Source organism: Jannaschia seohaensis, assembly GCF_900116765.1.
In the GTDB taxonomy this organism is placed as follows: Bacteria; Pseudomonadota; Alphaproteobacteria; order Rhodobacterales; family Rhodobacteraceae; genus Jannaschia; species Jannaschia seohaensis.
The window spans coordinates 162,930-177,144 of the sequence record NZ_UETC01000003.1 but is presented as its reverse complement, the minus strand read 5'-3'; the positions used below and the strand labels follow the sequence as shown (position 1 = coordinate 177,144).

General features: G+C 69.4%; 14 protein-coding genes. 10 read left to right on the top strand and 4 right to left on the bottom strand.

Annotated elements, in window-relative coordinates:
* Nucleotides 1-81 precede the first annotated feature (81 nt).
* The gene (locus DTQ71_RS08745; protein WP_109563917.1) at nucleotides 82-630 is read right to left on the bottom strand and encodes a carboxymuconolactone decarboxylase family protein; all 549 of its coding nucleotides are present in this window, start codon (nucleotides 628-630) and stop codon (nucleotides 82-84) included.
* A 135-nt stretch (nucleotides 631-765) separates the two neighbouring features.
* Here DTQ71_RS08745 and DTQ71_RS08740 point away from each other — a divergent pair, with 135 nt between their 5' ends.
* Nucleotides 766-1,641, top strand: a complete 876-nt coding sequence (locus DTQ71_RS08740; protein WP_170125372.1) for a bile acid:sodium symporter family protein — start codon at nucleotides 766-768, stop codon at nucleotides 1,639-1,641.
* A gap of 92 nt (nucleotides 1,642-1,733) precedes the next feature.
* On the opposite strand, the gene DTQ71_RS08735 is transcribed toward DTQ71_RS08740, so the two are convergent.
* Genes DTQ71_RS08735 through DTQ71_RS08725 form a run of 3 tightly spaced genes read right to left on the bottom strand, consistent with a single transcriptional unit; the run spans nucleotide 1,734 to nucleotide 5,147 of the window.
* Nucleotides 1,734-3,722, bottom strand: a complete 1,989-nt coding sequence (locus DTQ71_RS08735) for a TRAP transporter permease (protein ID WP_109563915.1) — start codon at nucleotides 3,720-3,722, stop codon at nucleotides 1,734-1,736.
* A 4-nt stretch (nucleotides 3,723-3,726) separates the two neighbouring features.
* Entirely contained in the window at nucleotides 3,727-4,164 is a 438-nt protein-coding gene (locus DTQ71_RS08730) for a DUF1850 domain-containing protein (RefSeq protein WP_245947363.1), read from the bottom strand.
* Between the two features lie 23 nt (nucleotides 4,165-4,187).
* Entirely contained in the window at nucleotides 4,188-5,147 is a 960-nt protein-coding gene (locus tag DTQ71_RS08725) for a TAXI family TRAP transporter solute-binding subunit (RefSeq protein WP_109563914.1), read from the bottom strand.
* 214 nt (nucleotides 5,148-5,361) lie between these two features.
* Between DTQ71_RS08725 and DTQ71_RS08720 the strand changes: the two genes are divergently transcribed.
* From DTQ71_RS08720 to DTQ71_RS08680, 9 genes are all read left to right on the top strand, one after another.
* Nucleotides 5,362-6,051 (top strand): GntR family transcriptional regulator, encoded by a 690-nt coding sequence (locus tag DTQ71_RS08720; RefSeq protein ID WP_146204830.1) that lies wholly within the window; start codon nucleotides 5,362-5,364, stop codon nucleotides 6,049-6,051.
* Between the two features lie 278 nt (nucleotides 6,052-6,329).
* On the top strand, nucleotides 6,330-6,725 hold the full coding sequence (locus DTQ71_RS08715; protein WP_109563912.1) for a (R)-mandelonitrile lyase: 396 nt from the start codon (nucleotides 6,330-6,332) through the stop codon (nucleotides 6,723-6,725).
* Between the two features lie 181 nt (nucleotides 6,726-6,906).
* The gene (locus DTQ71_RS08710; protein ID WP_109563911.1) at nucleotides 6,907-8,079 is read left to right on the top strand and encodes a 2OG-Fe(II) oxygenase; all 1,173 of its coding nucleotides are present in this window, start codon (nucleotides 6,907-6,909) and stop codon (nucleotides 8,077-8,079) included.
* 29 nt (nucleotides 8,080-8,108) lie between these two features.
* On the top strand, nucleotides 8,109-8,651 hold the full coding sequence (locus DTQ71_RS08705; protein ID WP_109563910.1) for a sigma-70 family RNA polymerase sigma factor: 543 nt from the start codon (nucleotides 8,109-8,111) through the stop codon (nucleotides 8,649-8,651).
* Nucleotides 8,635-9,402, top strand: coding sequence for a hypothetical protein (locus DTQ71_RS08700; protein ID WP_146204829.1), 768 nt, complete (start codon nucleotides 8,635-8,637; stop codon nucleotides 9,400-9,402). The genes DTQ71_RS08705 and DTQ71_RS08700 overlap by 17 nt, the downstream gene beginning before the upstream one ends.
* A 278-nt stretch (nucleotides 9,403-9,680) precedes the next feature.
* The gene (locus DTQ71_RS08695) at nucleotides 9,681-10,535 is read left to right on the top strand and encodes a CPBP family intramembrane glutamic endopeptidase (protein ID WP_109563908.1); all 855 of its coding nucleotides are present in this window, start codon (nucleotides 9,681-9,683) and stop codon (nucleotides 10,533-10,535) included.
* A gap of 4 nt (nucleotides 10,536-10,539) precedes the next feature.
* Nucleotides 10,540-11,697 (top strand): serine hydrolase domain-containing protein, encoded by a 1,158-nt coding sequence (locus tag DTQ71_RS08690; RefSeq protein ID WP_109563907.1) that lies wholly within the window; start codon nucleotides 10,540-10,542, stop codon nucleotides 11,695-11,697.
* Between the two features lie 2 nt (nucleotides 11,698-11,699).
* Nucleotides 11,700-12,710: a medium chain dehydrogenase/reductase family protein gene (locus tag DTQ71_RS08685; protein ID WP_109563906.1), complete on the top strand. Its 1,011-nt coding sequence runs from the start codon at nucleotides 11,700-11,702 to the stop codon at nucleotides 12,708-12,710.
* A gap of 32 nt (nucleotides 12,711-12,742) precedes the next feature.
* The gene (locus DTQ71_RS08680) at nucleotides 12,743-14,107 is read left to right on the top strand and encodes a serine hydrolase domain-containing protein (RefSeq protein WP_170125371.1); all 1,365 of its coding nucleotides are present in this window, start codon (nucleotides 12,743-12,745) and stop codon (nucleotides 14,105-14,107) included.
* The last annotated feature ends 108 nt before the right edge of the window (nucleotides 14,108-14,215 follow it).

Genomic DNA, 14,215 nt, shown 5'->3' with positions numbered 1-14,215 from the left:
CTCCTGGGAAGAGAGCAGACTGCGCCCCGGTCGCGGTGGGGAGAGGGGGGGGGAGGAGGCGCGACCGGGGCGTCCGCGGTGTCAGGCCGCCGAGGCGCTGACGACCGGGAAGTCGACGGGCGTGTCAAACGCCACGTTCAGGTAGTTTGTCAGGGTGTTCAGCGCGACATGCGCGACGATCTCGACGATCTCCGCCTCGCTGTAGCCCGCAAGCTTGACGGCCGCCACGTCGGCATCCGTGACCTGCCCCCGCTCGCGGACCAGCTTTGCCGCGAAGCGGACGGCCGCGTCGGCCGTTGGATCGGAGGAGCCGCCGGCGCGGTTCTCGGCGATCTCGGCCTCATCGAGCTTCGCCAGGGTCTTGCCCAGGAAGGCATGGGCCGAGAGGCAATAGTCGCAGCCGTTGATCTGCGCGACGGCCAGGGCGATCCGCTCGCGGGTCTGCGCCGTCAGACGCCCCTTCGAGAGCGCCCCGTTCAGGCCGAGATAGCCTTCCAGCGCCGCCGGGCTGTTGGCGGTGATGCGGAACAGGTTCGGAACGCTGCCCAGCATGCCCTTGACCCCGTGGAGGAGCGGCTGGGCGGCGTCGGGGGCCGCGTCGATGGAGGCAGGGAGTTGGATGCGGGGCATGATGGAACGTCTCCAGGTGTCTTGATGCCCCCGACCCTAGCCAGGGGCCATGCCGCCGGTCTTGGCTGGCTCTGCCAAGCCTTTGGCTCGCTCTGCCACGCCGGCCCTGCTATCGTCGCGCGGAGAGGCAAAGCCGTGACGACCGAAACCATCATAGAAGTGGCTGTTCCCGTCGCGGTCTTCGTGATGATGTTCGCGCTTGGCCTCGGGCTGACGCTTGCCGATTTCCGGTCCGCGCTGGCGCGGCCGAGGGCGCTCCTGCTGGGCGTTCTGAGCCAGATCGTTCTGGTGCCGATCGCGGGGGCGCTGTTCGTCTCGGTGCTGCGGCAGGAGGTGGACCTCGCCCTCGGGATCGTCTTGCTCACGCTCTGCCCCGGGGCCGCGATGAGCAATATGCTGTCTCGGATCGCGGGCGGAGACGTGGCCTTGTCGGTGTCCCTGACCGCGGTGAGCAACCTGCTTTCGGCCGTGACCCTGCCGGCGCTCTATCTGCTGATGGCGGGCCGTTTCCTCGGCGCCGATGTCACGGCACTGGCGTTCGGAGACCTCACGCTGCGCGTCGTGATCGTCGCCACGGTCCCCGTGCTCTTGGGCATGGCGATCCGCTCGCTTCTGCCGCGGGTTGTGGAACGCCACGAGCAGGCGGTCTTTCGCATCTGTCTTGCGGTCTTCCTCGCGATCATCGGCTGGTCGTTCCTGCAAATCGCCGACGCGCTGCAATTCGGTCTGGCGCTGATCGGGTGGCAGCTCGTGCTGCTGACATTTCTTCTGCTCGGGCTCGGCTTTGCCCTGGCTCTGCTCTGTGGCCTGTCCGGCCCGCAACGCAGGACCATCGCCATCGAGACCGGCGTGCAGAACAGCGGGCTGGGGCTGGCGGTGGGCGCGATGCTCTGGGGCGATGCCGCGGGCTTTCCGCTCCTGGCGATGCCCGCGGTGATCTATGGCGCGATCACCTATGCGGTGACCTTTCCGGTGGTCATCCTGCTCTCGCGCGCGTGGCGGCGGGCCTGAGTCCCTCGGCCGGGCAAAAGCAGCCAGGTCTCCGCCCGTCTCCGCCGCGAGGCCCCGCAGCCCGGCGAGAGGCGCGGCGGCACATGGGTCGGTCAGCCTTGCGAGGCCACCGCCCTGCCCTCAGACCCGCCGCCTTGCCGCAGGTTGAGCCACAGCAGACCCAGGATGAGCGCGACGCCCGCCACCTCGACCGCCAAGTCGGGCCAGAAACAAGCGATGACCCCCGGCACCAGCAGCGCCCGCTGCCAGACCGGCATCGCCGCGAAGAGGAACCCTTCGAGCGCGGCGGCGAAGGCCACCAGGGCGAGGATCGCGATGAAGCCGCTCCAGAGCACCAGCAGCAGGGGACCGCCGAGGATGATCTCCTGGTTGAAGACCATGAAGAGCGGGATGAGGTAGAGACCCTTGGCGTATTTCCACGCCTGCACGCTCGTCTCCATCGGCTTCGACCCGGCGATGGCCGCCCCGGCAAAGCCCGCAAGCGCCACGGGCGGCGTCACGTTGCTGTCCTGCGAATACCAGAACACCAGGAGATGGGCGATCAGGATCGGGATGCCGAACTCCTGCGTCAGCGCAGGGCCGACCAGGATGATGAGCACGATATAGGCCGCCGTCACCGGCAGCCCCATGCCCAGGATCAGGCTGGCGATGGCCACCAGCAGCAGCGCCAGGATCAGGTTGCCACCCGAGAAGGCGATCATCATGGCCGAGAACTTGAGGCCGAGGCCGGTCAGGCCCACGACGCCCACGATGATACCCGCCACGGCGCAGGCCATGGAGACGGCGACAGCGTTGCGCGCGCCAAGCTCCAGCGCGTCGAGCGTCAGGACCAGGCCCCGACGGCACAGGGCCACGAACTTCTCCCCGGTCGGCGCGTCGTTGAAGAAGACCCAAAGCGCGCGGGCCGAGGCGGCGGCGAGGATGGAGACGATCGCATAGAAGCCGACCCGCATGGGCGAGTAGCCCGCGACCAAGAGCGCGATCAGCGCGACCAGCGGCAGCAGGAAATGCCAGCCCTCGGCCAAGACGGCCCGGACGCTCGGCAACTCGGCCGAGGCCATGCCCGTCATGCCCTGTTTCACAGCGGCGATGTGGACCAGCAGATAGACCGCGCCGAAATAAAGGACGGCCGGAAAGATCGAGACCAGCACGATCTCGACATAGGGCATCTGCGTAAACTCGGACATCAGGAAGGCGCCCGCGCCCATCAGCGGCGGCATGATCTGGCCGCCCGTGCTGGCCGCGGCCTCGATCCCGCCCGCCTGGGCGGGGCGGTAGCCGAGCTTCTTCATCAGCGGGATGGTGAAAGCGCCGGTCGTGACCACATTGGCGATGGCAGAGCCGCTGATCGACCCCATCCCCGCCGAGGCGATGACTGCGGCCTTGGCCGGGCCGCCCCGCTGACGGCCGGTCGCCGCATAGGCGAGGTCGATGAAGAACTTGCCCGCACCGGTCACTTCGAGGAAGGCCCCGAACAGGACGAAGACAAAGACGAAGGTCGCCGCGACGCCCAGGGGAATGCCGAAGATGCCCTCCGCCCCCAGCGTCATCTGGCTCGCCAGCCGGTCGAGCGAATAGCCGCGATGGTTCAGGATGCCCGGCATCCAGTCGGCGAGGAACGGCAACTCGCCCCGGCTGCCCGCAAAGGCATAGGCGATGAAGAACGCGCCGATGATCGTCATCCCGAGACCCACGGCCCGGCGCGCGCCCTCCAGCACCACGATCACCGTCAGGACGCCGATCCATACGTCGATGTCGCGGGGAAAGATCTGGTTGGCGATGGTGTCGATATTCACCGGCAGCCAAGCGCCCACCACGACGGAAGCCACGATCAGCGGCCCGTCGATGGCCCAGCCCAGCGCACCGCGCGGGCGGTGGCGGCCGAAGGCGGGGAAGATCAGGAAACAGAGGACGAGGACGAAGCCGAGATGGATGGGCCGCTGGTAGAACAGTCCCAGCGGCTGCACCCCCGCCGCCCAAAGTTGGAACAGCGACAGACCGATGCCCACCACGGCGATCGCGCGCAGCACGATCCAGTGTTGCGGATGTTCCTGCTGCGGCACCTCGGTGTCCGTCACCATCGCGTCACTCCCCTATCAGTTCGATGCGCACCCGTTGGCGCGCGGCAGCCGCCGAGAGCGACACGACCGTGTCGCCCACCTGCAAACGATGATCGACAGGCCCGGCCCCGGGCCGCAGCACATAGGCATCCCCCGGCACGGGCTCGTCGATGTCAAGGATCCAGTAGCCGCCCGCCCCGTCCGAGACCTGGCGCCCGCGTCCCGGAATATGCCCCAGGCCCGCGGCGAAATCCGGTTGGCGCGAGCGAACCAGCACCATGCGCCCGGCGCGGTTCTCGTAGCAATCCGTCACCGGGAAGCCCTGCACCGAGTGGTTCCATAGCACGCACCACCCCTGCCCCTCGGGAACGGTCAGGCGGGCGATTTCGGAGCCATCCCACCGCGTGGCGACGAGGTCGGCCGCATTGGCGGCGCCAAGGCTCCAAATGAGAAGGAGGGCCAACAGCCCTCCTTCGATGCGCGTCCTCACGGGCGCAGGCGGTCCGGGATCTCGGAGCCGATTTCCTCGTAGTAGCGGATGGCGCCCGGGTGCAGCGGAACCGGGGTCGCGTCCAGCGTGAACTCGACCGTGGTCTGGTTCGCCGCCGGATGCACGGCGCGCAGGTCGGCGATGTTCTCGAACATCGCCTTGGTGATCTCGTAGGCGAGATCCTCGGGCATCTCCGACGAGACGGCCAGAACGTTCGGCACGCCCAGCACCGTGACATCGCCGACGCCCTCATAGGTGCCCGCGGCCAGGGTAGTGCGCGCGAAGAGCGGCTGCGCTTCGCGGGCGGCGGCCATCTCCTCGTCGCTGAGCTCGATCATCACGATGTCCTGCGTGGTGGCGAGGTTCAGGATCGACGAGGTCGGCGCCCCCACGGACCAGAAGCCAGCGTCGATATCGCCATTGGCCAGCGCGTCCGCGGTCTCGTTGAAGTTCAGGCGCTGCTCTTCGATGTCGTCATAGCTGATGCCGTTGGCCGAGAGCACGACCTCGGCATTGACCTCGGTGCCCGAACCGGGCGCGCCGATGGACACGCGCTTGCCCCGCAGGTCGGCGAGCGACGTGATGCCCGAGCCTTCCAGCGCCACGATCTGGATCATGTTGGCATACATCGACGCGAGGCCGCGGATCATCTCCAGCTGCTGGCCCTCGAACCGGCCGGTGCCGGTCTGCGCCTGGGCTACCGTGTCGGCCAGACCCAGCGCCATGTCGGCGTCGCCGGTCGCGATCAGACCCATATTCTCGACCGAGGCGCCGGTGACCTCGGCGGTGGCCGCGTAGCCCTCGACATGGTTGTTGATGACCTCGGCGAGGCCGCCGCCCATGGGGTAGTAGACGCCGCCGGTGCCGCCGGTCGCCACCGAGAGCTGCTGCTGCGCGAGGGCGGGGGTCGCGAGCGCGACAAGGGTTCCGGCCGCAAGGGCCTTCAACATGGTCATGGTTATCCTCCCAGATATCGTTGATGTGCGGCAACCTATCAGCATTGACGCCCGTATCAATACTTATATTAATATCAATGGGTAGCGGTGGTTAAGGGTATGGCCCACCCTGCAAAAATGCCAATTTGGATCCTCTAGGGAGGCGCGCAGCGCGACTGTGGATGAGCGGTTCGGGGAAGCGACCGAACCGGTGCATGAATGGGAGAGCGCCGACATGACGGCTCAGCGGAAGGAGAGAGCGGGACCGGCGGCCTTGAAGGCGCATGAGATCGCGGACGTCATCGAGGACGACGTGATCTTCGGCCTCCTTCGCCCGCACGAAGAGCTGCCGGAAGATGCGCTGATCGCCCGTTTCGACGCGAAGCGGCATGTGGTGCGCCAGGCCATCGCGCTGTTGATCGACCGCAGGGTCGCCACCAAGCCGTTCAACCGCTCGGCCCGGGTCAAGGACGTCTCGCCGCAGGAGGTGGCCGAGATCTATGAGATCCGCGACATCCTTCAGCGCGCGGCGATCCTGCGACTGACCTTCCCCAGCCCCCGCGAGCTGGACCATATCGAGGCCGTTCGCCAGGCCCATGCGCGGGCCTGTGCGCGCTCAGACCGGCGCGAGATCCACCGGCTGAACGACGCTTTTCACGCGGCGATCTTCAACCATTGCGCGAACAGGAGCTTGGCGCGGGACGTGGCGCGCTATGCCCGGATGGCGAATGCCGTCCGCTCGTTCGGCATCGCCGATCCGACGCTCCGCGCCCGCGCCCTGCGGGACCATGCCGAGATGGTGGAGGCCCTGAAGGCGCGGGACCGCGATGCCCTGGCGGAGCTTTGCAGCACCCATATTCGCGCCTCTCTGGACACATGGCTGACCCAGCGCGCGCCGATGCAACCCGGAGGCCTGCGCGGCTAAGCCGCCGCGGCGCCGCCAGGGCCGCGCAGACGGCGGAGCGGCCCAGCGTGACGAAGAGGCGGATCTCGGGCGCGGTCACAGGCGCGCCCATGGGAAAGGCGCGGCCATTGGACCAGGCGCGCCTCCAAGGCGTCCAGCATGTCGAAGACCTGCATGCGCTCGGGTCAGATCACGCCGCCCGATGATGAACTCGCCTATGTCCCACCCGGCGCTCCCGCGCTTAACCTCTGGGTCGGAGAAACGGCGCGACGGCGCGCCGTGCAGACAGGAGACCGCAGATGAAGATCACCCGCGCCGGCACAAACCCTTCCGGGCCCGGTCCCGCCGACTGGTTCACCGGAGCCGTCCGGATCGACCCGCTATTTCAGGCCGAAGCGCCCGGACGCGCCGTCGGCGCCCATGTCACCTTCGAGCCCGGCGCGCGCACCGCCTGGCACACGCACCCGGCCGGCCAGACCCTGATCGTCACTTTCGGCCGCGGCCGCGTCCAGCGCGAGGGCGGCCCCATCGAGGAGGTGCGCCAAGGCGATGTCGTCTGGTTCTCCGCCGGTGAGAAGCACTGGCACGGGGCCTGTCCCGACACCGCAATGAGCCACATCGCCATCCAGGAAAGCATTGATGGGAGCGCGGTGACCTGGATGGAGAAGGTCACGGACGACCAGTATCGCGGCTAGGCTACCGCAGCGGAGGGGGCCGACACGGCCATGCCCGGGCTCAGGCGCGCGCCCTCGGCGGGGGCACGGGCACCGCAGGATCTCATCCCTAAAAGGAACGGCGGCGACAAATCTGTCGCGGCGGGGGATGGGATGGCCCGCGGACTCCGTATGACCGATAACCGCATGATTGAGAGCCCGAATGGATTCCCCGTTAAAGATCGACGCCACGACCCTGCTGACGCCAGGCGACCCGGCGCCGAGTTTCATCCAAAGAAGCGTCGCCAACCCGCGCTATGCCTTCGACAGCGCGGCCGGGCGCTACCTCGTGCTCTGCTTTTACGGCAGCGCGGCCGATCCCCATGCCCAGGACGCGCTTCGGGCGGCCCATGACCGGCCGGACCTCTTCGACGACGATCGGGCCAGCTTTTTCGGCGTGAGCGTCGACCCGGCGGACGAAGCCCAAGGGCGGGTCCAAAACCGGATCCCGGGCTACCGGCATTTCTGGGATTTCGATCTGACCGTCTCGCGCCGCTACGGCGTGGCCGACAAGGCCGCCACACCCGCCAGCGGCACGCCGCTCGCATTGGTCCGGCAATGGGTCGTGATCGACCCCACGATGCGCGTGATCGCCGCGATCCCGTTTCGCCCGGAGCGGAGCGACCTGGCGGAGGTGATGCGCCTTCTGGAGGCGCTGCCGCCGCCCGCGCGCTTCGCCGGGGTCGAGATCATGGCGCCGATCCTGTTCCTGCCGCGCGTCTTCGAGCCGGAGCTTTGCCAGCACCTGATCGGGCTCTACGAGGCGCAGGGCGGCCAGGAGAGCGGGTTCATGCGCGAAATCGACGGCAAGACGGTCGGCGTGACCGACCCGGCGTTCAAGCGCCGCAAGGACTACGACATCCAGGATCGCACGTTGGTCTCCGCCCTTCAGGCGCGGTTCCTGCGCCGGGTCGTGCCCGAAATCGCCAAGGTCCACCAGTTCCGGGTCACGCGGATGGAGCGCTACATCATCTCCTGCTACGCCGCCGAGGATGGGGGGCATTTCTCGGCCCATCGCGACAACACGACCAAGGGCACCGCGCATCGCCGCTTCGCCGTCTCGGTCAATCTCAACGACGATTTCGACGGCGGCGAGGTCAGCTTTCCCGAATACGGGCCGCGCAGCTTCAAGGCCCCGCCGGGCGGCGCGGTCGTGTTCTCCTGCTCGCTTCTGCACAGGGTGAGCAAGGTCACGCGCGGCCGGCGCTATGCCTTTCTGCCCTTCCTCTATGACGAGACGGCGGCGCGTCTGCGGGAGGAGAACGCGGGCCATGTCGGCACATCCGGCTCCTCCTATCGTGCAGGGACGTCGGCCCGGGCCGAGGCCGCGCCATGACCCGCCCGTCGGACGAGAGGTGAGCCGCCATGGCCCGTGACACGCTCGACATCGTCGGACAGCTCGACGCGCTGCGGCGCTATGCCCTCGTGCTGACGCGGGATGCCGAGGCGGCCGACGATCTGGTGCAGGCTACCTTCGTTCGCGCACAGGAACGGCGGGCCAGCTTCCGCGACGGCGCGGATCCGCGGGTCTGGCTAATGGCGATCCTGCACAATCTCTTCATCGACGGCCATCGCAGCGCGCGGGCGGCGCAGGCGCGGGAACGGGCCTGGGCCGAGTCGCGGCCCCCCTTCGTCGCCCCGTCCGGGGAGAATGCGGCGCGGCTGGCGCAATTGCGCGTCGCCTTCCTGTCGCTCAGCGCCGAGCAGCGCGAAGCGTTGCACCTGGTTGCTTTGGAGGGGCTCGGACCGGTTGAGGCGGCGCAGGTTCTCGACGTTCCGCCGGGCACGGTCATGTCCCGCGTCGGTCGGGCGCGGGCGGCCCTGCGCGCCTTCGAGGATGGCGGAGCTGAGACAAAGCCCGCGAGGCCTTTCCGCATCGTCGGAGGACACAATGCACGACAGAACTGACCCCGATCCGGAGTTGGAGGCGGATCTTCTGGCGATGTTCCAAGGGCGGCTGGACGCCGATCGCAGCCTCGCCGTCGCCGATTATCTGGCGGAGCACCCGGAGCGGACATCCGACCTGCTGGCCGACGCGCGAAACGCCGCCGCGTTGCGGCGCGCCCTGTCCGAGGCAGAGACCCCCGCGCCGACACGGCTCGTGACAGAGGCCCGCCGCTTGCAGGATCGGCTGCGCGCCCAGCGCCTGCTGCACCGCGTCGCGCCCATCGCGGCAGCGGCCGCTCTGGTCGCGCTCGGCTGGACCGGCCATGTCCTCTGGCAAGCGGCCGGCCCCGCCACCGCCCCCCCGCTGGTCGAGGCCGCGCTCGACGCCCAAGCCGCGCTGGAGCTTCGGCATTGGATGGTGTCGCAGCCCGAAAGCGCGGATTTGGACCCACAGGAGATCGTCGCGGCGCTCGGCATCGACCTGCCGCAGCTGCCGGAGGATTGGACGCTGCGCGACGTTCAGATCGTCGCGACCCCCGACCGCCCGGCCGTCGCCATCGTCGCCGACGCGCCGGATCTGGGACGGCTCCTGCTGCTGGTCGTGGCCCGCAGCCCGGAGGATGCCGAGGACCCGCCCACGGCCTTCGAGTATCAGGGCCGCACCATCGCCATGTTCGAGCGCGGCCGGTCCTCCTTCGTGCTCGTCGATGAGTCCGGCCATCCCGAGCAGCTGGCGGGCGGCGCCGACCGGTTGCTGTCCCGGGCGAACTGACCGCCCGGCAGCCAGCCCGCAGCCGACAAGCCTGCGCAGGCGGCGGGCGCGCGTGGCGCTCTCACGCCGATCGCGCGGGGCGGACGCCGACCTCCCCCACCGAACCCCGAACCGACGTCCCCTCGAACCTGCCGGCCCTCGGCTCACACGGGCCCTGCGCCACAGGCGCACTCCACGAAAGCGGCTCCATGCGCCGTTCGCTTGATCCAGGTCACGGCAACGGTCCGGGGGGCTCGTTACCGGGGATGCGACCTCTCCCTTACCCGGCGGATCCAGCCATGGCAGCGAAGTCGAACACCTCCTCCTCGATGGCGATTCCGAGTTCGGCGCTCGCCCTGTTTCTCGGAGCGACGTTCCTGATCACCTGGGGCCTGATCGGGATCTACATCCTGGCGCCGGACAAGGCGGCCAGCCTCTTCGGCGAGATCAGCGGATCGCACCCGTTCTTCTTTCTCGCGACCTGGGCGCCCGCCATCGCCGCGTTCCTGATCGTCTTCCGCTATGCCGGAGCGTCGGGTCTCCGGGCTTTCCTGTCGCGCCTCTTCCTCTGGCGCGGATCCTGGGGCTGGGCGGCGTTCATCCTGCTCGCCTTGCCCCTGGTCTTCGTCGCGGGATCGCTGCTCAAGGGCGGGCCGATGCTGGCCCCGCTGCCGCCCGAGGGCGCGGGGCCGGTCGTGGCCGTTCTCTTCATGATGCTCTTTCTCGGCCCGGTGGAAGAGTTCGGCTGGCGCGGCGTCATGCAGCCCCTTCTGCAACGCCATATGGCGCCGATCTGGGCGGGCGTTCTCATCGGCGCGACCTGGGGAACCTGGCACCTGCCCGCCTTCTTTCTCGCGGGCGTGGTCTTCGCGGACTGGAACTTCCTGCCCTTCTTCGTGGGCAACGTGACGCTCGCGGTGCTGGTCACGCCGATCTTCAACAGCGCGCGGGGCAGCCTGCTTTGGCCGATGCTGTTCCACTGGCAGCTGATCAACCCGTTCTGGGCCGACGCCCAGCCTTGGGACACATGGATCCTGGTGGCGGTGGCCGGGGTCATCGTCTGGTGGAACCGCGCCACGATGTTCACCCGCGCAGGCGCCATAACGGAGGTTCTCCCGACGGCGTCCGGCCCTGCACCGCAGCCCGCGGAGTAAGGCGATGCGCCGGCGGTCTTTCCTCGCCCTGGCGACGGCGAGCCTCGTGGCGCCCGCGACGGCACAGGAGGATCGGCTTGCCCGCGCGTTGCGCGATGTCCTGGAGCGATATGGCATCCCGGGCGTGACAGCGGCCCTCGTCCTGCCGGACGGCGCGGTGATCTCCGGGGCCGCGGGCTTTGCCGATGTCGAAGCGGGGCGCGCCATGACGCCGGAGACACCGATGCTGGCGGCCAGCATCGGCAAGAGCTTCGTCGCCGCCACCCTGCTGGCGCTGGAGGACGAGGGCCGGCTCTCGCGCGACGATCTCTTGTCGGCCCATCTCGGGGATCGCCCCTGGTTCGGGACGCTGCCGAACGCCGACAGCCTCACCCTCGGCCAGCTTTTGCATCACACCTCCGGGATACCGGACTATGTGCATCTCCGGGAGTTCCAGGAGAGCTGGGCCCGGCTGACGGGGGACGGCAGCGCCTTCGACGCCGAGCGGCTCCTGGCCTTCGTGGCCAGGCGGGCGCCGCTCTTCGAGGCCGGACGCGGCTGGGCCTATAGCGACACGGGCTATGTCCTGCTGGGCCTCGTCATCGAGGAGGTGACGGGCGAGGGCTGGCACGACGCCGTGCGCACCCGCCTGCTGGGTCCGCTCGCGCTGGGCGCCACCTTCCCTTCGGACCGCCCCGACCTGCCCGGCCTCGCGGTCGGCTATACCGACCCCGCCAATCGCTTCGGTCTGCCCGCGCGCACCAGCGATGTGGAGGGGCACCTGCTCTGGAACCCGGCGGTGGAAGCCGCCGGCGGCGGCTTTGCCTCGACCTCCGCCGATCTGGCGCGCTGGGGCCATCTGCTCTTTGGCGGCGCGGCGATGCCGGGCCCCTATCTCGACCGGTTGATCGACGGCGTCGCCGTGGACCCGGACGCGCCCGGCATCCGCTATGGCGCGGGCGTCGCGATCTATGCCGATACGCCGCGCGGGCCTGTCTATGGCCATGGCGGCTGGATCCCGGGCTATGTCTCCAGCCTGCGCCACTACGCGGCGCACGGCGTGAGCGTCGCGTTCCAGATCAACAGCGATATCGGGATCGCGGATGACGCGAGCGACCTCGTGCCCGCCCTGGAGGCCGCGCTTGCGGATCTCGCCATCACCCTGAAGAACGAACGGAGATAAGGATGCCCTGGACCCAGGTCAGACTGACAGCCTTCGGCGGCCCCGAAGGTCTTGAGCTTGTCACGCGCACCGATCCCCCCACACCCGGGCCGGGCGAAGTGCGTGTCCGGGTGCGTGTGACCAGCGCCGCCTTCACCGATGTCATGATCCGCAAGGGCATGTATCCAGACGTGACCGAAAAGCCGCCCTTCGTTCTCGGCTACGACATGGTCGGGGTCGTGGATGCGCTCGGACCGGAGGCCTCCCGTTTCGCCCTGGGCGACAGGGTGGCGGATCTGACGACCATCGGGGCCTATTCCGAGTATCTCTGCCTGCCCGAGGACCGGCTGACGCCCGTGCCGGAGGGCCTCACGGATGTGGATGCGCTCGGCATCATCCTGTCGGGCGTCACGCCTTATCAGATGCTGCACCGGGTGGCGAAGCTGACCGCAGGCCAGAGCCTGCTGATCCACGGGGCCGGGGGCGCCGTCGGGACGGCGATGCTGCAACTGGCGCGCGATGCCGGGATCGCGGCCTTCGGCAGCGATGTCGCGGCCAAGCATGACGTGATCCGCAGCCTTGGCGCCACGCCGCTGGACGCGGATGCGCCCGAGGGGGTGATCCGGGCCGCGACGGGAGACGGGGTCGATGCGGTCTTCGACCCGCTGGGCGGCGACAGCCTCTCCCGCTCGCTTCATGTGCTAAAACCGGGCGGGATGCTCGTGGCCTTCGGCTTCCAGAACGAGGTGCTGGGGCGCGGCGGCACGATCCCCCTGGATTTCGTGAAGCTGAAAATCTGGGACTGGCTGCCCAACGGCCACGCCACTGCGTTCTACTCGATCGGGGCCATGCGACGAGCACATCCCGAGTGGTTCCGGGCCGATCTGGGCGCGCTGTTCGGGCTGCTGGCCGAGGGCCGGATCGCGCCGGTCGTGGCCGAGGTGCTGCCGCTGAGCGCGGTGCGGGAGGCGCATAGGCGGATCGAGGCAGGCACGGTCACGGGCAAGCTGGTGCTCCGGGTCTCGGAGGCATGAGGCCGCGCGCCCCGCGCTGCGTTTGTCAGGCAGTGACGATCTTCGCCGCGTTGACCCAAGCCGTGTCGGCGGACCCGGAGGGAGTGGCCGCTGGCGAGGCGCTCGGTGCCACGATCACGGGCCGGATGGCGTCGGACGGTGTGGCGGGCGCGGTGGTCGTACTGATCGAGGACGGCGCGCCGGTCTGGACGGGCGCTTTCGGCATGGCCGATCCGGCGACGGGCCGGCCGATGACCACGGACGCGCTCTTCCGCGTCGAGTCGATCTCCAAGCCCGTGACCGCCTGGGGCGCGATGCGGCTGGCGGAGACCGGGCGGCTGGATCTCGATGCGCCGATCGGCGGATACCTGACCCGCTGGACGCCGCCGGGCGACGCGGCGGCGATCACGCCGCGCGCGCTGCTGAGCCACAGCGCCGGTCTCGGTCTCGGCGATTTCGCCGCCCGCTTTCCGCCGGGCGCGGAGCGGCCGGACCTGCCCGGCCATGTCGCGGAGGATGTCGCCCTGATCGCCCCGCCCGGCGCGGGGTTTTCCTATTCGGACACCGGCTACAGCCTACTGGAGCTCGTCATAGAGGACGCCACGGGCGAGGATTTCGCCGCGCTGTTGTCGCGCGAGGTTCTGGAACCGCTCGGCATGGCGCAGGCCAGTTTCGACTGGACCGGCAAGCCGATCCCCGTGGGCCATGACCTGCACGAGCAGCCCGTCGCGCCCTATGTCTATCCGGGGCGCGCCTCGGGCGGGCTGCATGCGACCGCCGCCGATATCGCGCGCTTCGCAGTCGCCGGGATGGCGGGTGCGGACCAGCAGGTGCTGTCGCCCGATGACGTGGCCCGTCTGCACCGGAGCGAGGTCGCGGTCGGCGGCCTCTTCGGCTTCGCCGCCGAGGGCTATGGGCTGGGCCATTTCACCGAGCGTCTCTCGGACGGGCGGAGGGCGGTCTGGCATGGCGGGCAAGGCTACGGCTGGATGAGCCATCTGCATCTCGTGCCGGACACCGGCGACGGCATCGTGATCCTGTCGAACAGCCAACGGGCCTGGCCGCTCTTCGCCGCGATCCTGCGGGAATGGTCCGAGCGCCTCGGCGTCGCCCCCGTCGGCATGGCGCGCGTGCTCTGGGCCGAGCGGGCGGCGCAGGGGGCCATCGCGTTGGGCCTCGCCGTGGCCGCGCTCGGCCTCTGGCGCGCCTATCGCGGCAACCGGCGGCGCGCCCTCCTCCTGCGGATGCTGTCCGGCGGGGTGGCGCTTCCGCTTGTCCTCTGGCCGCTCTGGGCGCTGTGGCAAGACTATCTTTTCCTGTTCTCGATCCTGCCCGGGCTCTGGCCCTGGCTCGGGGCCGCGTCTGCTCTGGCGGGCACCGGACTCGCCGCGATGGCGCTTGGACCTGGGCGCGGGTGATAGACCTCCCGTCCCGTCGTGGCCGGTCGCCCGCCGCGATCCGCCCTTTGCTTCGGGAAGCGCAAGCCCGCGCGCGAGCGGAGGCGAGCTGCGCGCGCCCCACCGACA